The sequence below is a fragment of the Stenotrophomonas sp. A3_2 genome (assembly GCF_036624925.1).
Taxonomy (GTDB): Bacteria; Pseudomonadota; Gammaproteobacteria; order Xanthomonadales; family Xanthomonadaceae; genus Stenotrophomonas; species Stenotrophomonas hibiscicola.
Genome location: NZ_JAZKVY010000132.1, coordinates 1 through 17,220 on the forward strand (window position 1 = coordinate 1; position 17,220 = coordinate 17,220).

A 17,220-nucleotide genomic window follows, 5' to 3' on the forward strand; every position below is an offset into this window, starting at 1 on the left:
CTTTTCCTTCTTCACTCCGTGGCCGGCCGTACACCGGAACCTGTCAGAGGCGGGGCGGGTGGGCCGTGTAGGGGCGGTGGGGGGTCGGGTGAAGGGCGCCCTTTTTCTGGCGGGGGCCGCCACGGGGGCCCCCAACGCCCCTACACGGCCCACCCGCCCCGCCTCTGACAGGTTCCGGTGTACGGCCGGCCACGGAGTGAAGAAGGAAAAGCGAAAAGCGGGTCGCGGCGCTGCGCTTGCTCGGAGCCGAGCATGGCTCGGCTCTACAGAGGATTCATCGAACGGAGAAAATTCATTTCCCGGATGAATTCATCCACGCATGGCGTGGATCTACTGGACGTGCCAGCAGACTGTCGGAGGTGGGGCGGGTTGGGTTCGCGGGGGTGTCCGCGGCATGGATGCCGCGGCCAAGCCCCCAGGGACGGGTTAACGGCGTCCCCCGCGAACCCAACCCGCCCCGCCAAACCCTCAACCCAGCTGTTGCCGTTGCCGTTGCTCCGGCTTCAAAGGCGGGTGCAGGGCGGCAGGCCCTGCAATGCAAAACCCCTTACTTCCCCCGCAGGCGGCTGTGCCTGAAGCCGTAGCAGAAATAGATCACGAAACCGACGAAGGTCCAGACGCCCATCAGCATCCAGTTGTGCATCGTCATCGCCGACAGCAGCGCCACGCAGCTCAGCACGCCCAGGCTGCAGATCAGCCAGGCCATCGGCATGCGGAAAGGGCGCGGCAGGTCCGGTTGGGTGCGGCGCAGGATCAGCACGCCGGCGCAGACCGCCGCGAACGCAATCAGCGTGCCCATCGAGGTCAGCTCGCCGAGAATGTCCAGCGGGAACAGCGCCGCCAGCAGCGCGATGCCGATGCCGGTGATCACCGTGTTGATGTGCGGGGTGCGGTACTTCGGGTGGATCCTGGTGAACACCGGCGGCAGCAGACCGTCGCGGCCCATGATCATGAAGATGCGCGGCTGGCCGATGATCATCACCAGCACTACCGATGACAGGCCGACCAGCGCGCCGACCTCGACCACCCAGCGCAGCCAGCCCAGCTGCGGGTGTGCGGCCACGGCAGTCACCACCGGCTCGTCGGTGCCCAGCAGCTGGAACGGCACCAGGCCAGTCATCACTGCGGCCATCGCGATGTACAGCACGGTGCAGATCACCAGCGACAGCATCATGCCGATCGGCATGTCACGCTGCGGGTTCTTCGATTCCTGGGCCGCCACCGATACCGCCTCGAAACCGATGTAGGCGAAGAACACCATCGCCGCGCCACGCAGCACGCCTTCCATGCCGTACTTGCCCGGGCCTTCATTGGCCGGAATGAACGGGGTCCAGTTGCTGGTGTCCACGTACTTCCAGCCGACCACGATGACCAGCACGATCAGGCCGGTCTTGAGCACGACCATTGCCATGTTCATCGCCGAGGACTTGCTGATGCCGACGTAGCACAGCCAGGTCAGCAACAGTACCAGTGCCGCGGCGGGCAGGTTGGCGATCGCGCCGGTGGGGCGCAGCTGTGCGTCCAGTGGCGCACTGACCAGCGCCGCTGGCAGATGGAGGTCGAACTGGCTGAGCAGGCTGAGGAAGTAGCCGGTCCAGCTGACCGCCACCGCCGATGCAGAGACGCCGTATTCGAGCACCAGCATCCAGCCGATGAACCAGGCCGACAGTTCGCCGAAGGTGGCATAGGTATAGGTGTAGGCGCTGCCGGAGACCGGCACCATCGAGGCGAACTCGGCGTAGGCCAGCGCGCAGAAGGCGCAGCAGATGGCGGCCAGCACGAACGACAGCATGATCGCGGGGCCGGCGTGGTTGGCGGCCGCCTGGCCGGTGATGACGAAGATGCCGCCGCCGATCACCGCGCCGATGCCGAGGGCGGTCAGCCCCCAGGGGCCTAGGTGGCGGCGCAGGCTCAGGCCGTTGGCGTCTTCATGGGCGGCATGCGGGTGCTTGGTGGCCCACAGTTGCTTGAACATGTGTGGTGGTCTTGTCGAAGCGCGCCAAGAGCGGCGCGCGGGGAAAACGGACGGGCCGGCGCGAGGCCGGCCCGTAGGCGGATCAGGGCGACTTGGCCAGCTTGCTGTTGCGCATGCCGTAGCCGAGGTAAATCAGCATGCCCAGCACGGTCCAGCCGACGAACAGGTGCCAGTGCACCACGAACGCCTGCCAGAACAGGAACAGGCAGGCCGCGGCGCCAAGCGGGCAGATGATCCACACCGCCGGTACGCGGAACGGGCGATGGATCTCCGGCTTGGTATAGCGCAGCACCAGCACGCCGATGCAGACGGTGGCGAAGGCCAGCAGGGTGCCCATCGACACCAGTTCGCCGAGCACGTTCAGCGGCACCAGGCCGGCCAGCGCGGCGGCGATCACGCCGACCACGATCGTGGCCCAGTAAGGCGTGCGGAACCGGGCGTGGACCTTGCCGAAGAACTTCGGCAGCAGGCCGTCGCGGGAAATGGTGTAGGCGATGCGGGTCTGGCCCATCATCATCACCAGCACCACCGAGGACAGGCCGGCGATGGCGCCGATCTCGACCAGGGTCTTCAGCCACGACAAGGTCGGGTAGGGCTCCAGTGCGGTGGCCACCGGCTTGTCGGTGCCCAGCAGGTGGTACGGCATCATGCCGGTCAGTACCGCGCAGACGATGATGTAGACGATGGTGCACACCGCCAGCGAGCCGAGCAGGCCGATCGGCATGTTGCGCTGTGGGTCTTTGGTTTCGCCGGCGGCGGTGGAGACCGCATCGAAGCCGATATAGGCGAAGAACACGATGGTGGCCGCGCGGAAGATGCCGCTCCAGCCGAACTCACCCGGCACGCCGGTGTTTTCCGGGATGAACGGCTGCCAGTTGGCCGGGTCGATATGGGCCGCGCCGATGCCGATGAACAGGCAGATGACGGTGACCTTGATCGCCACGATGATGGCGTTGACGAAGGCCGACTGGGTCACGCCCACGTACAGCAGGCCGGACACCGCCGCCACGATCAGCACCGCAGGCAGGTTGAACAGCTTGCCGGAGGAGACGAACTCGCTGCCGGTCCAGGCGATAGGCGCGGCGCTGAGCAGGTCCGGGAACGGCATGTGCAGCGTGGTGGTGATGAAACTGATCAGGTAGGCCGACCAGCCCACCGCGACCGATGCCGAGGCGAACAGGTACTCCAGCACCAGGCACCAGCCGATGAACCAGGCCATGCCTTCGCCGAGGGTGGCATAGGAATAGGAATAGGCACTGCCGGAGACCGGCATCATCGCCGCGAACTCGGCATAGCACAGGCCCGCCAGCGCACAGGCGAAACCGGCCAGCACGAACGACAGCATGACCGCTGGGCCCGCGTGGTTGGCTGCGGCCTGGCCGGTCAGCACGAAGATACCTGCGCCGATCACCGCACCCACGCCCAGCAGGATGAGGTGTTTAGCCGTGAGGGTCCGTTTCAACGTGGCTTCGCCGTCCAGGCTGCCTTCGATGGGTTCGCCGGCATCGACGTGCCCGGCCGGCTGGACCGGCTTGACCCTCAACAGAGCTTTCAGCATGCAGTACTTCCTAGTGATCGGATGGGGTGGGCGGCCGATACGTTGCCGGCTGCCTTGAATGGTGAAGGCCGTGCGAACAGCCCGCTGTACCTTAGCCAAAGCTGAAGCCAACGCACAAGCGCAATCGCAACAATGAACGGCGATAATGAGCAGTATTTTTCCGAACCGCCCCCATTCATGCGCCAGACCGCCGAAACCCTTGCCGTGCTTGACGATCGCCTGCGCGGTCTGTTGCGGGACTATGCCCGCCGCGCGCCCGCCCACGACGCACTGGCTGCCGAATTCGGCACATTGCTGGATGATCCGGAAGATCCGTTCCGGCGTGAGCGGCTTGCAGGCCACTTCACCGCGAGCTGCTGGCTGGTCAGCGCCGACGGCCAGCGCCTGCTGCTGACCCACCATCGCAAGCTGCAGCGCTGGCTGCAGCTGGGTGGCCACGCCGACGGCGACCGCGACCTGGCCCAGGTGGCGCTGAAGGAGGCCGAGGAGGAGTCCGGCCTGAGCGGGCTGGTGCTGGAAGACCCGGCCATCTTCGATCTGGACAAGCACTGGATTCCGGAGCGCAAGGATGTGCCGGGGCACTGGCACTACGACGTGCGTTTCGTGATCCGCGCGCTCGGTGGCGAGGCATTCGTGCTCAGCGAGGAGTCACTTGACCTGGCATGGCGGCCGGTGACCGAAGTCGCGGCCGACCCCGAATCGGATGAATCCATGCAGCGCATGGCGCGCCGGTGGCTGGCACGTTGATGCTCTCGGACGGCTGTGCCGCGTTTGTTGCGGCTCATGCCTGTGGCGAGGCGAAGCAGGATGCTGCCCTTGCGATGATCAAGGCTGCATTGCCAGTCATCACATGCATCGACTGGGAGCGCGTGCCATCGCGCCTGGAGGTCCCCGGGGTGGGGCGGGAGCGGCTGGCGCAGGAGTTGAGCGCCATTGCAGATGCTGTTGGCTTGCCAAGCGAGGCTGCGTTGACGGTTGTCCAGGTGGATGGGGCGGTACCTTCACTGGGCAGCCGCCTGCAGGACTGGCTGGCTCATGCGGAGGAGCTGGATTTCGTCGATACGCTGTTCCTGTCGATGGAAGACAGGGTTCTGATCCATTGGGACTTTTACAAGAACCTCCACGCCGTAAGGTTCTGAGGTGTTCCATCCACGCCATGCGTGGATGGCGCGATGCCGGAAGCAATCCGCCGGGGCATGCCCGGCGACGCCTTGCTCAATACAGGATGCGCGTCCGCAGCGTGCCCGGAATCGCGGCCAGCTCGTCGCGCACGGCGGCGGCCTGCGCCTCGCTGGCGGTGATGTCGATCACCACGTAACCCACCTTCGGGTCGGTGCGCAGGAACTGGCCGTCGATGTTGACGTTGTGGCGCGAGAAGATCTCGTTGACCTTGGACAGCACGCCCGGCACGTTCTGGTGGATGTGCAGCAGGCGCAGGCTGTCTTCGTGTTCGGGCAGGGTCACTTCCGGGAAGTTGACCGCCGACAGGGTGCTGCCGTTGTCGCTGTAGCGCACCAGCTTGGCCGCCACTTCCACGCCGATGTTGTCCTGCGCTTCCAGCGTGCTGCCGCCGACGTGCGGGGTGAGGATGACGTTGTCGTGGCGGGTCAGCGGCGATTCGAAGATATCGCCGTTGCCCTTCGGCTCGACCGGGAACACGTCCAGCGCGGCGCCGCCGACGTGGCCGCTGGCCAGCGCCGCGTCCAGCGCATCGATGTCGACCACGGTGCCGCGCGCGGCGTTGATCAGGTGCGCGCCCTTGCGCATCTTCGCCAGCTCGGTGCTGCCGATCATCCACTGCGTGGACGGTGTCTCCGGCACGTGCAGGGTGACGATGTCGGCCCGCGCCAGCAGGTCGTCCAGGCTGGCCGCAGCACGCGCATTGCCCAGCGCCAGCTTGGTTTCCACGTCGTGGAAGATCACCTGCATGCCCAGCGATTCGGCCAGCACGCCGACCTGGGTGCCGATGTGGCCGTAACCAATGATGCCCAGCGTCTTGCCGCGCACTTCATGGCTGCCGCTGGCTGACTTCGACCAGCCGCCGCGATGGCATTCGGCGTTCTTCTGCGGAATGCCACGGGTCAGCATGATCGCCTCGGCGATCACCAGTTCGGCCACGCTGCGGGTGTTGGAGTAGGGCGCGTTGAACACCGGGATACCGGCCAGTTCGGCCGCGTCCAGGTCGACCTGGTTGGTGCCGATGCAGAAGCAGCCCACCGCGATCAGGCGCTTGGCCTCGGCCAGCACCTCGGCGCTGAGCTGGGTGCGCGAGCGGATGCCGACGATGTGCGCCTCGGCGATGCGCGCCTTCAATTCGTCCTCGGGCAGTGCCTTGGTGTGCGCCTCGATCTGGCTGTAGCCGGCCGCGCTGAACACCTCCACGGCGGTCTGGCTGACCCCCTCCAGCAACAGCACGCGGATATCCTGCTTCGGGAACGAGGTCTTCTTCGGCGACATGGGGCAACACGGCCAGTGGGACAGGGGCCAACCACTATGCCAGATCGCAGCGCTCATGGTGCGGTGCGCAATTGGTTGCATCCGTAGCTATCTGCCTGCTCGCAGGGCTGGACGCTGGCGCGTGCCGCTGGCACGCTTGCCCGTTCTTCACGCCCCGCGCTGGACCGTCATGACCGATTCCCGCATTGCCTCGCTGCAGCAGGCCTGTCCCGGCCTGAAGCTGAAGACCGACCCGGCCGACCTGGAGCATTACGGGCGCGACTGGACCCGGCGCTGGACGCCGGCGCCGTTGGCGGTCGCACTGCCGGCCACGGTCGAGGAGGTACAGGCGGTGATGCGCTGGAGTGCGGGTGAGGGCCTGCCCGTGGTGCCGTCCGGCGGCCGTACCGGCCTTTCCGGTGGCGCGGTGGCGGCCAATGGCGAGCTGGTGCTCAGCCTGGAGCGGATGAACAAGGCGCTGGCCTACGACGCGGTCGACCGCACCCTGGTGGTGCAGGCCGGCATGCCGCTGGAGGCCGTGCACAACGCCGCGCTGGACCACGGCCTGATCTATCCGGTGGATTTCGCTGCACGCGGGTCGTGCACGATCGGCGGCAACATCGCCACCAATGCTGGCGGCATCCGTGTGATCCGCTACGGCAACACCCGCGAGTGGATCGCCGGGCTGAAGGTGGTTACCGCCAGCGGCGAACTGCTGGAGCTCAACAAGGGCCTGATCAAGAACTCCAGCGGCTATGACTTCCGCCAGCTGCTGATCGGTTCGGAAGGCACGCTGGGCGTGATCGTCGAGGCGACAGTGAAACTCACCGATCCGCCGCCAGCCAGCAACGTGATGCTGCTGGCCGTGCCCAGCTTCGAGGTGCTGATGCAGGTGTTCGCTGCGTTCCGCGCGCGCCTGCAGCTGCAGGCCTTCGAGTTCTTCACCGACCGGGCGCTGGAGCACGTGCTGGCGCATGGTGCGCAGGCACCGTTCGACGAGGTGCACCCGTATTACGTGGTCACCGAGTTCGCCGCCAACGACGCAGCGCAGGAAGCGGCGGCGATGGCCGCCTTCGAGGACTGCATGGGCAACGGCTGGGTCAGCGACGGGGTGATCAGCGCCAGCGACGCCCAGGCCGCCCAGCTGTGGCGCCTGCGCGAAGGCATCACCGAATCGCTGGCGCGCTACAAACCTTACAAGAATGATGTCTCGGTGCGGATCTCGGCGATGCCTGCGTTCCTGGCCGAGACCCAGGCACTGATCGGGCAGGCCTACCCGCACTTCGACGTGGTCTGGTTCGGCCACATCGGTGACGGCAACCTGCACATCAACGTGCTCAAGCCCGACGACACCAGCGACGCCGATTTCGTGGCGCAGTGTGAACACGTGACCAAGCTGTTGGCGCAGGTGCTGGCCCGGTTCGATGGCAGCATCTCGGCTGAACACGGCATCGGCCTGGTCAAAAAGGGCTACCTGGACAGCACTCGCGGCCCGGCCGAGATCGCCCTGATGAAGGCGGTCAAACGTGCGTTCGATCCCCAAGCGCGGCTGAATCCCGGCAAGCTGTTCGACGTTTGAGCCGGGCAAATCCTTCACGCACCCGTTACGCTCCACGCATCCTCACAACCGGCTTCGAACCGATGACCCGTCCGCTTCTGCTGCTCGCCCTGCTGTCCCTGCCGCTGGCCGGCTTCGCTTCCAGCTTCGCCGGCACCTCGGCCGGTTCCGCCACCGGTGCCTCCTCCGGCTCCTCGGGCAGCAGCTCGGGTGACGACAAGGTGGTACTGGCTGCGCGCGACGACGCTGCGGCGTTCGTCGCCAGCGACGGCCAGATCCGTGGCGCCCGCCTGCAGGCCGCGCTGGCCCACCTGCGTGAGCAGAGTGCTGCCGCACAGCAGCAGAGCGACCTGGAACTGGCCCGCGCGTTGCTGGCGCGTTGATCCGGACTGCATGACCCCGGCGACATCGCGTTCTGTAGAGCCGAGCCATGCTCGGCTGAATGCCTGGCGCATGCGGATCGCAACACTAGCCGAGCATGGCTCGGCTCTACAGAGGCTTGGCCGGTGGAACGCAGCCACGCATGGCGCGGCTCTACTGCTGGTCGCCCACGTCGCGCACGCAGCTGATCGCTTGCAGCTGGACCCGGCAGGGTTGAGCCCTGCACAGCAGCAGGTGGCGACGCAGACCCTGGCCGACGTGCAGGCACTGCTGCCGGATGCCCTGCTCCGCGCATTGCCGGCACAGGTCCAGGTGCGCTGGCGCGATGACCTGCCGGCCGATGTGCACGGCCGCGCTTTCGCCGGGCGCATCGCCCTGCGTCGCGAGCTGTTGGATGATGCCGTGCCCGGCGCGCGCCGCGCACGCCGCAGCGCGCTGGTACACGAACTGACCCATGTCGCCGACCGTACGGGGGCGAACTGGTCACGCAGTGTGCGCTGGCGTGATCTGGCTGGATGGCAGCGCAAGCCCTGGCATCTCGGCCGTGGCGACAACGATTTCCGTGACCGCAGTCCCGATGCGTATGAACTGAAGGACCCGGCCGAGTACCTGGCAGTGAACGCCGAGCATTTCGTGCTCGACAGCGAGTTCGCCTGCCGGCGCCCGGCACTGGCGCAGTGGTTCCAGGTCCATTTCGGAACCCCGCCATCGCTGCCACAGTCGCACTGCGCGAACGCGTTGCCATTGCTGCAGGCCGAATCGGAAGAGGGGGCGGCATCGCTGCTGCAGCTCGACCCGGCGCGTGTCTACGCCGTGGACTACCTGTTCGCCGAGGGCAGTGCGCAGCCGATGAGCCGCTGGGGGCACAGCATGCTGCGGCTGGTGATCTGCCGGCCGGGCCGTGCACCGGGTCCGGACTGCCGCCTGGACCTGGAGTACCACCGCGTGCTGTCGTTCCGCGCGTTCGTCGGCGATGTGCAGATTTCCAACTGGCGCGGCTTGACCGGCGGCTACCCGTCGCGGCTGTTCGTGCTGCCGCTGCAGCAGGTGGTGGACGAGTACACCAAGGTGGAACTGCGGGGCCTGCAGTCGTTGCCCTTGCAGCTGCAACGCGACGAGATCGCCAGCCTGCTCGAGCGCACCGCGCAGGTGCACTGGAGCTATGACGGGCGCTATTACTTCGTCAGCAACAACTGTGCGGTGGAGACCGCCAGGCTGCTGCAGGCCGGAGTGCCCCGGCTGGGCGAGGACGGGCTGGCCCAGCTGAGTCCGCGCGGTCTCAAGCGGCGGCTGGCGCGGCTGGGCATGCTCGACGAGCGGGTACTCACGGACCGCAACGCAGCGCAGGCACAGGGCTATTACTTCGCTTCCGCGCGCGACCACTACCAGCAGTTGTTCACAGTGGCGGCGACCCAGCTGGCCTTGCCCGCGCGCGATGTGCGCGGCTGGTTGAAGCTGCCGGCAGAACAACGGGCACCGTGGCTGCTGAAGGGCAACCTGCGCGCCAGTGCCGGCCTGCTGCTGCTGGAACAGGCGGCACAGCGGCGTGCCGAACTGCGCGCACGCGATGTGCTCAAGCGGCAGCTACTGGCTGCTGCGGACAGCGCGGAAACCCGCAGCCTGCGCAGCCTGCTGGCGCAGAGCGGGCAGTGGTTGCGCCCGGGGACGCTGCTGCAGGGCGGCTACGGGTTGCCGCTGGCCGATGAGCAGGCGGTGCTGGCCGAAGCGGTTGCCACTGCCAGCGCAGAGGCGGTGCCGGCCTGGCAGGCGCTGCGCGTGCAACTGCGCCAGCAGTTGCCGGTGGGCCAGCGCAACGAGATGGATGCGATCGATGCCAACCTCGCCGCACTTGGCGCGCGCCTGCGGGAACAGGCAGCCACGCCCGCTACTGGCGCGGCAGTTCGATGACGAAACGGCTGCCGCCGGCGTTGCCCGCCGTGCAGTAGACGCGGCCGCCGTGCGCGTCGGCGATGGCCTTGACCACCGCCAGGCCGAGGCCACTGCCGCCGCCCTGGCGTGAACGTGAGCCGTCGGCACGCATGAACGGGCTGAAGATGTCGGCGTGCAGCTCCGGATCGATGCCCGGGCCCTCATCCTCGATTGCCACTTGCACATGTCCCGGTGTGTCATGCACGGCAATCCGCACCTTGCCCGGGCTGGCATAGCGGCGTGCGTTCTCCAGCAGCGCCAGCAGCGCCTGGCGGAGGCGGGTCGGGTCGCAGTGCGCGTTGTGTTCCTCGCGGCTGGTTTCCAGCTCCAGCACGAAGCCGGCGGCGCGGAACTGCGGATCGACCAGGGTCATCACCGAATGCACTTCGGCCACCACATCGGTGCGCGCGCGACGTACGTCCAGCCGCGCGTTGTCGGACAGGCTCAGCACGCGCAGATCCTCGATCAGGCGCGAGAGGCCCTCGACCTGCGCCAGCAGGCTGCGGAACTGTGACTCGTCCGGCTGGAACACGCCCTCGGCGAGCCCTTGCAGGCGACCGCGCAGGATCGTCACCGGCGTGCGCAGCTCATGGGCGATGGCCGCGTGCCACATCGCGCGCTCGCTCTCCATGTGCTGCAGGCGGCGGGCCATTGCATTGAAGTCCTCGACCAGGGTCGCCACTTCACCCGGCGAATTCTCCTCGACGCTCGCGCGCGCCCCGAGGTCGCCGCCGGCAAGCGCACGCACACTGTCCACCAGTGAATTCAGTGGCGACAGGATCCGGTGCGCAAGACGGAACGAAGCGGCGATGGCCAGCGCCAGTCCGGTCAGGATCACGCCCACCATCCATGCCAGTTCCGGCCCGGTCGGCAGCCAGCTTTCCGGCTCCTCGGTGCTGCCGGGGAAGAACTCGACCAGCACCGCGTACAGCAGCCACGACGACAGGATCATCATCACGATGACGCCGATCACCATCAGCGACATCGAGATGATGATGTGGCGGCTGAGCCCGGAACGGCGCAGGCGCGCCATCAGCGGTCGGCCATCAACCGGTAGCCGACACCGCGCACGCTGGCCGGGACGTTGACCATGCCCACGTCATCGAGTTTGCGGCGCAGCTTGCTGACATGGCTGTCGACGGTGCGTTCCAGCGCTTCGCTTTCCGGCAGGCATTCGTGCATCAGTTCGCTGCGGCTGAAGATGCGGGTCGGCGCCAGCGCCATGCAGTGCAGCAGCTTGAACTCGGTGAGCGTGAGCAGCACTTCGTGGCTGTAGCCTTCGCCCTCCACATGCACGGCATGGGTAGCCGAGTCGATCAGCAGCGGGCCCGCCCGCAGCGCGGTCGGTGCGTCCATGCGCGAGGCGCGCAACGTACGCCGCAGCACGGCGCGCACGCGTGCTGCCACTTCGGCCGGATTGAACGGCTTGACCACGTAGTCGTCGGCGCCCATGCGCAGCGCGGTGAGCTTGTCCAGGTCCTGGTCCAGTGCGGTCAGCATGATCACCGGCGTTTCACCGCGCTGGCGCAGCTGGGTCAGCACGCTCCAGCCATCCAGGCGCGGCAGCTGCACATCAAGCAGGACCAGGTCGGGGCGGGCGCTGCGGTGCAGGTCCAGCGCGCTGTGGCCGTCGGCGGCGCGCAGCGTACGCAGTCCTTCGCGTTCCAGATAGGCGGTGAGAATATCGGCGATCTCGGCCTCATCCTCGACGATCAGGACGAGGGCGGCGAGGGCAGGGGCGGCATGCATGCAGGGGCGGGGCCTTAAGGTGCTTGCCTCCATCGTATCTCCACAGTTCCTCCATCGAAACCCCATCATCGCCACGCACACTTCACGCTTCAGAACCTATCAGCCGCCTGCGCGGCATTGTGCACAGCAATGAGAACCTTCAGGACTCCGGTCGCGTTGATCGCGGCCCTCGCCCTGGCCGTGACGGCCTGCTCCGCCCCCGAAGCCACGCCCGAAGCGGCACCGCGCGTCAGCGTGGTCACTGTCGGCCCGCAGGTCGTGCAGCGCGACGATGAACTGCCCGGCCGTGTCGCCGCCGTTCGCACCGCACAGATCCGTGCGCAGGTCGGCGGCATCGTGCAGCGCCGCCTGTTCGAACAGGGCGCCGAAGTGCGCGCCGGCCAGGCCCTGTTCCAGATTGATCCGGCGGCGTTCCGTGCCGATGTCGACTCGGCACTGGCAGCGCTGCAGCGCAGCGAGGCAGCCCTGGGCCGCAGCCGCGTGCAGTCGCAGCGCCTGCATGCGCTGGCGGCCGCGCAGGCGGTCAGCCAGCAGCACCGCGACGATGCCAGTGCCGAGTACGAACAGGCCCGTGCCGCGGTGAACGAGGCGCGCGCGATCCTGGCCCGCCGCCAGCTCGACCTGCGCTATGCCACGGTCAGTGCACCGATTGCCGGCCGCATCGACCAGGCGCTGGTGACCGAAGGTGCACTGGTCGGCGTGGCCGATGCCGAGCCGATGGCGGTGGTGCAGCAGATCGACCAGGTCTACGTCGATGTGCGCCAGCCAGCGGCGCAGCTCGAGTCGCTGCAACGCAGTGCCGGTGGCGGCGAGCTGCCGGTGACGATCATCGGTGCGGCCGGCAGGCCGCTGCCCGAACGTGGCCAGATGCTGTTCTCCGGCATCAATGTCGATGCGCGGACGGGTGACGTGATCCTGCGCATCCTGGTTGACAACCCGCAGCGGCAGCTGCTGCCCGGCATGTACGTGCGCGCGAGGGTGCCACGTGGCGCGCCCGCCAGTGCATTGACCGTGCCACAGCAGGCGGTGCTGCGCAGCGCCGGTGGCCAGGCCTATGCCTGGGTGATCGGCGCCGACGGCAAGGCGGTGATCCGCACGCTGGAAGTGGACGGTAGTGTCGATCGCCAGTGGCTGGTGCGCACGGGCCTGAAGGCCGGCGAGAAGGTGGTGGTCGAGGGTCAGGAGCGCCTGCAGGAAGGCGTGGTGGTCGATGCGCGCGACTGGCAGATGCCGGTTGCCAGCGCCGGTGCAGTACAGGCCGGCAGCAAGGGCTGAGCCTGTTCCGGGCCGGTCCCTCCAGGAAAATCCAACATGGCACGTTTCTTCATCGATCGCCCGGTGTTCGCCTGGGTGCTGGCGATCTTCATCATCCTGGCCGGCGTGCTAGCGATCCCGCGGCTGGCGGTGGAGCGCTATCCGGCGGTAGCGCCGCCCAGCGTCAGCATCTACGCCAGCTACCCGGGTGCCAGCCCGCAGACGCTGAATGACGCGGTGGTCGGCCTGATCGAGCGCGAGCTGTCCAGCGTCAAGCACCTGCTGTATTTCGAGTCTTCGGTGGACACCTCCGGCGAAGCCTCCATCACTGCGACCTTCAAGCCGGGTACCAACCCGGAGCTGGCGCAGGTGGACGTGCAGAACCGGATCAAGGCGATCGAGCCGCGCCTGCCGCGCAGCGTGCGCCAGAACGGCCTGTTCGTGGAAGCAGCCGATTCCGGCTTCCTGATGCTGGTCGGCCTGCGTTCGCCCGATGCCAGCGTCAGCGAGGCCGCACTGGGCGACTTCATGGCGCGCAACATCATCGAGGAGCTGCGCCGCATCGATGGCGTCGGCCGCGTGCAGCTGTTCGGTGCGGAGCAGGCGATGCGCGTGTGGCTGGACCCGGCCCGGCTGACCGGCTATGGGCTGACCATGGGTGACGTGGCCGCTGCCATCGAGCAGCAGAACCTGGAGATCTCGCCGGGGCGCATCGGTGATTCGCCGGGTGTTCCAGGCCAGCGCATCACCGTGCCGCTCAGCGCCGACGGCCAGTTGTCCACGCCGGAACAGTTCGCGGCGATCGTACTGCGCGCCGGGGCCGACGGTTCACGGGTGGTGCTGGGTGATGTCGCCCGCGTCGAACTGGGCGCGCAGAGCTATGCCTGGGGCACCCGCGAGGACGGCCATCCGGCCACCGCTGCCGGGGTGCAGCTGCGGCCGGGCGCGAATGCGGTGCGCACGGCGTCGGCGGTCCGTGAGCGCATGGCCGAACTGGCGCCGCTGTTGCCGCGCGGCGTGGAGGCGAGCATCCCGTTCGACACCGCGCCGTTCGTGAAGATCTCGATCCAGAAGGTGGTGCAGACGCTGCTGGAGGCGATGCTGCTGGTGTTCGCAGTGATGTACCTGTTTTTGCAGAACTGGCGCTACACGTTGATCCCGGCGTTGGTCGCGCCCATCGCGCTGTTGGGTACGTTCGCGGTGATGCTGGCGCTGGGCTTCTCGATCAACGTGCTGACCATGTTCGGCATGGTGCTGGCCATCGGCATCATCGTCGATGACGCCATCGTGGTGGTCGAGGGCGTGGAGCGGATCATGGCCGAGGAGGGCCTGCCGCCGCGTGAGGCCACCATCAAGGCGATGCGCGAGCTGACCGGCGCAGTGATCGGCATCACCCTGGTGCTGACCGCGGTGTTCATCCCGATGGCGCTGGCCAGCGGCTCGGTGGGCGCCATCTACCGCCAGTTCACCGTGGCGATGGCGGTGTCGATCCTGTTTTCGGCGCTGTTGGCCCTGAGCCTGACGCCGGCGTTGTGCGCGACGCTGCTGCGCCCGAACACCCATGGCCATCATGGCCGTGGCGGGCTGTTCGGTGCCTTCAATCGTGGCTTCGAGCGGATGACCGGGCGTTACCAGCGTGGCGTGGCGTCGGTGCTGCAGCGGAGCGGGCGGGTCATGGGCGTGTTCGCCGCGCTGGTGGCGGCGTTGCTGCTGGGCCTGCACTGGCTGCCGGGTGCATTCCTGCCGGAAGAGGACCAGGGCTACTTCATGACCTCGATCCAGCTGCCGGCCGAAGCCACCGCCGAACGCACGCTGGCCGTGGTCGAAGCCTACGAACGGCACGTGGCGTCACGCCCGGGCATCGGCTCCAACCAGTCGATCCTCGGCTACAGCTTCTCCGGTTCCGGCCCGAGCGCGGCGCTGACCTACACGATGCTGAAGGATTGGGGCGAGCGTGCAGGGGCCACCGCGGCCGGCGAAGTGGAGGCCGCGCAGAAGGCGATGGCGACGATTGCCGAGGGCGAGGTGATGAGCGTGATGCCGCCGGCGATCGACAGCCTGGGGCGTTCGTCCGGCTTCTCGCTCGCCCTGCAGGCGCGTACCGGGCAGAGCCAGGCCGAACTGCGTGCGGCCCTGCAGCAGCTGCTGAAGCTGGCCGAGGCCAGCCCGCTGCTGTCGGAGGTGCATGCCGATGGCCTGCCAGCAGGTACCAGCGTGCGGCTGGACATCGACCGCGCCAAGGCCGAGGCGATGGGCGTGGGGTTCGAGCAGATCAGCAGCACGCTGTCGGCGGCGATGGGCTCGCAGTACGTCAACGACTTCCCCAACAAGGGGCGGCTGCAGCAGGTGATCCTGCAGGCCGATGCACCCCACCGGATGGAGCTGGAGGATGTGCTGAGGCTGTATGTGCGCAATAGCGAAGGTGGCATGGTGGCGTTGTCGGAACTGGTGACGCCGCACTGGACCGAGGCGCCGCTGCAGCTGCAGCGCTATCTCGGCTTCCCGGCGCTGAATCTGTCCGGCGCACCGGCCTCCGGCGTGTCGACCGGCCAGGCCATGGCGGAGATGGAGCGGTTGGCGGAGAAGCTGCCGTCCGGTTTTGCCCTGCAGTGGACCAGCCAGTCGCTGCAGGAGCGGGAGTCCGGTGCGCAGGCGCCGTGGTTGCTGCTGTTGTCGATGCTGGTGGTGTTCCTGGTGCTGGCGGCACTGTACGAGAGCTGGTCGATCCCGCTGGCGGTGATGCTGGTGGTGCCGCTGGGCCTGCTTGGTGCGGTTGCTGCGGTGCTGTTGCGGGGCATGCCCAACGACGTGTTCTTCAAGGTCGGCATGATCACCGTGATCGGGCTGTCGGCGAAGAACGCGATCCTCATCGTCGAGTTCGCGCGCCAGCTGCAGCAGCAGGGTCGCGGCCTGGTTGAAGCAGCGCTGGAGGCAGCGCGGCTGCGACTGCGGCCGATCGTGATGACCTCGCTGGCATTCGCGCTGGGCGTGGTGCCGCTGATGCTGGCGCAGGGCGCGTCGAAGGAAACCCAGCAGGCGATTGGAACCGGTGTGTTCGGCGGCATGGTCAGTGCGACCGTGCTGGCCGTGTTCTTCGTGCCGGTCTTCTATGTAGTGGTGCAGGGCGCGCGGCAGTGGATCGCGCAGCGCCTGCGCAGGCGCCGGCCGATGCCGGGAGGAACCGTGGATGGAACGGAACATCGTTGAAGATCTGCATGAGCGGCAGTTGGCAGCGCTGGAACAGCGCCTGCGGCAGGCATTGCTGGATGACGACCACGATGCGCTGGCCGCGCTGGTATCGCCGGCCTTGTTCATGATGGATGGCCACGGCGGCCGCATGCTCGACCTGCCGTGGCTGGGCGACTGGCTGACCGGAAACCTGCAGGTGCGCAGCCTGCAGTCGTACGCGGTGGAAACGTTGCTGTGCGGACGCCTGGCATTGTTGTCCAGCGACGTGCGCTTGTCGGTGCGCGGGCAGGGCCAGGAGCGCGAGCTGAAACTGCGCCTGCTGCGGGTGTGGACCTGCAGTTCCGGCGAAAGCGGCGCGCAGCTGCTGTCGATGGCGGTACTGGCCGCATGAGCGCGGTCAGGCCGCTTTCAGGCCCCGCTCACCGCGAGGTGGTAGGGTCGAGCATTCCTGTAGTGTCGACAAGGAGTCGAGCCATGCGTGTAGTTCCCAGTCTGTTGGCAGCCTCCCTGGGGCTGGTGCTGGTCGCGTGCCAGCCGACCCAGGCACCCGCGGCGGGCAGCAATGACGCCCCGCCTGCCACGCCGCAGCCGAGCGCCAACACGGAAGGTGGCAGCGAGACCGCCTACCAGTGTGGTGATCTGAGTGTGGGCGCGACATTCAATGGCGAGGATGCTGCCACGCTGGTGATCGGCGAGCGTAGCTTCGCCATGACCTCCGAGCGCGCGGCATCCGGCGCCAAGTACAGCGATGGTCTCGGCAACAGCTTCTGGACCAAGGGCAGCGATGATGGCCTGCTGAGCCTGAAGGGCGAACCGGATCGCGAGTGCCATGCGGTGGAAGCTACCGAAGGCGATGGCAGCGCCGGCAATGCGGCATTCCGTGCCACCGGCAATGAACCCGGCTGGCTTGCAGTCGTCGACGGCGATGCGCCGGGCCTGCAGGTGGAGGTCGATTATGGCGAGCGCCGCTTCGACGTGGCCAAACCCACCCAGGGCGCTGATGGATGGAGCGGAAAGGCGTCCGACGGCACCGACGTCAAGCTCAGCTTCCAGCGCACCACCTGCCAGGATGACATGAGCGGCGAGGCGTTCGAGGCCAAGGCGATGCTGACTGTCGGTACCCGCCAGTACCATGGCTGCGGCAACTTCGGTGCGAAACAGCCGTAACCGCTGCCACCGATGATCCGTCCG

At 67.5% G+C, this 17,220-nt stretch carries 14 protein-coding genes; 9 read left to right on the forward strand and 5 right to left on the reverse strand.

Translation table 11 applies throughout. The features are described from left to right. Positions 1–547: 547 nt before the first annotated feature. Both R5H29_RS03425 and R5H29_RS03430 read right to left on the reverse strand, forming a co-directional pair. Complete coding sequence (locus tag R5H29_RS03425; protein WP_332328735.1) at positions 548–1,975, reverse strand: amino acid permease; 1,428 nt, start codon at positions 1,973–1,975, stop codon at positions 548–550. A gap of 82 nt (positions 1,976–2,057) precedes the next feature. Next, positions 2,058–3,533, reverse strand: a complete 1,476-nt coding sequence (locus R5H29_RS03430) for an amino acid permease (protein ID WP_005416354.1) — start codon at positions 3,531–3,533, stop codon at positions 2,058–2,060. Between the two features lie 132 nt (positions 3,534–3,665). Between R5H29_RS03430 and R5H29_RS03435 the strand changes: the two genes are divergently transcribed. Next, complete coding sequence (locus R5H29_RS03435; RefSeq protein ID WP_332328736.1) at positions 3,666–4,280, forward strand: NUDIX hydrolase; 615 nt, start codon at positions 3,666–3,668, stop codon at positions 4,278–4,280. After that, positions 4,280–4,672, forward strand: a complete 393-nt coding sequence (locus tag R5H29_RS03440; protein WP_021204533.1) for a hypothetical protein — start codon at positions 4,280–4,282, stop codon at positions 4,670–4,672. The genes R5H29_RS03435 and R5H29_RS03440 overlap by 1 nt, the downstream gene beginning before the upstream one ends. Positions 4,673–4,748: 76 nt before the next feature. Here R5H29_RS03440 and serA read toward each other — a convergent pair whose 3' ends face one another. Beyond that, entirely contained in the window at positions 4,749–5,990 is a 1,242-nt protein-coding gene (serA, locus tag R5H29_RS03445; RefSeq protein ID WP_019661444.1) for a phosphoglycerate dehydrogenase, read from the reverse strand. A 169-nt stretch (positions 5,991–6,159) separates the two neighbouring features. Here serA and R5H29_RS03450 point away from each other — a divergent pair, with 169 nt between their 5' ends. From R5H29_RS03450 to R5H29_RS03460, 3 genes are all read left to right on the forward strand, one after another. Beyond that, positions 6,160–7,548: an FAD-binding oxidoreductase gene (locus tag R5H29_RS03450; protein WP_332328737.1), complete on the forward strand. Its 1,389-nt coding sequence runs from the start codon at positions 6,160–6,162 to the stop codon at positions 7,546–7,548. 62 nt (positions 7,549–7,610) lie between these two features. After that, positions 7,611–7,910, forward strand: a complete 300-nt coding sequence (locus tag R5H29_RS03455; protein ID WP_021204535.1) for a DUF2388 domain-containing protein — start codon at positions 7,611–7,613, stop codon at positions 7,908–7,910. A gap of 70 nt (positions 7,911–7,980) precedes the next feature. Further along, on the forward strand, positions 7,981–9,816 hold the full coding sequence (locus R5H29_RS03460) for a DUF4105 domain-containing protein (RefSeq protein WP_332328738.1): 1,836 nt from the start codon (positions 7,981–7,983) through the stop codon (positions 9,814–9,816). On the opposite strand, the gene R5H29_RS03465 is transcribed toward R5H29_RS03460, so the two are convergent. Together R5H29_RS03465 and R5H29_RS03470 are read right to left on the reverse strand one after the other, a co-directional pair. After that, positions 9,794–10,870: an ATP-binding protein gene (locus tag R5H29_RS03465; protein ID WP_021204537.1), complete on the reverse strand. Its 1,077-nt coding sequence runs from the start codon at positions 10,868–10,870 to the stop codon at positions 9,794–9,796. The genes R5H29_RS03460 and R5H29_RS03465 overlap by 23 nt on opposite strands. Further along, positions 10,870–11,586: a response regulator gene (locus R5H29_RS03470; RefSeq protein WP_010482545.1), complete on the reverse strand. Its 717-nt coding sequence runs from the start codon at positions 11,584–11,586 to the stop codon at positions 10,870–10,872. The genes R5H29_RS03465 and R5H29_RS03470 overlap by 1 nt, the downstream gene beginning before the upstream one ends. A 129-nt stretch (positions 11,587–11,715) precedes the next feature. On the opposite strand from R5H29_RS03470, the gene R5H29_RS03475 reads away from it, so the two are divergent. From R5H29_RS03475 to R5H29_RS03490, 4 genes are all read left to right on the forward strand, one after another. Then, positions 11,716–12,861, forward strand: a complete 1,146-nt coding sequence (locus tag R5H29_RS03475; RefSeq protein WP_134731740.1) for an efflux RND transporter periplasmic adaptor subunit — start codon at positions 11,716–11,718, stop codon at positions 12,859–12,861. Positions 12,862–12,897: 36 nt separating this feature from the next. Next, the gene (locus R5H29_RS03480; RefSeq protein ID WP_134731738.1) at positions 12,898–16,047 is read left to right on the forward strand and encodes a multidrug efflux RND transporter permease subunit; all 3,150 of its coding nucleotides are present in this window, start codon (positions 12,898–12,900) and stop codon (positions 16,045–16,047) included. Then, complete coding sequence (locus R5H29_RS03485) at positions 16,028–16,420, forward strand: nuclear transport factor 2 family protein (protein ID WP_134731736.1); 393 nt, start codon at positions 16,028–16,030, stop codon at positions 16,418–16,420. The genes R5H29_RS03480 and R5H29_RS03485 overlap by 20 nt, the downstream gene beginning before the upstream one ends. 83 nt (positions 16,421–16,503) lie before the next feature. After that, the gene (locus tag R5H29_RS03490) at positions 16,504–17,196 is read left to right on the forward strand and encodes an MliC family protein (protein WP_332328739.1); all 693 of its coding nucleotides are present in this window, start codon (positions 16,504–16,506) and stop codon (positions 17,194–17,196) included. Positions 17,197–17,220: the final 24 nt, after the last annotated feature.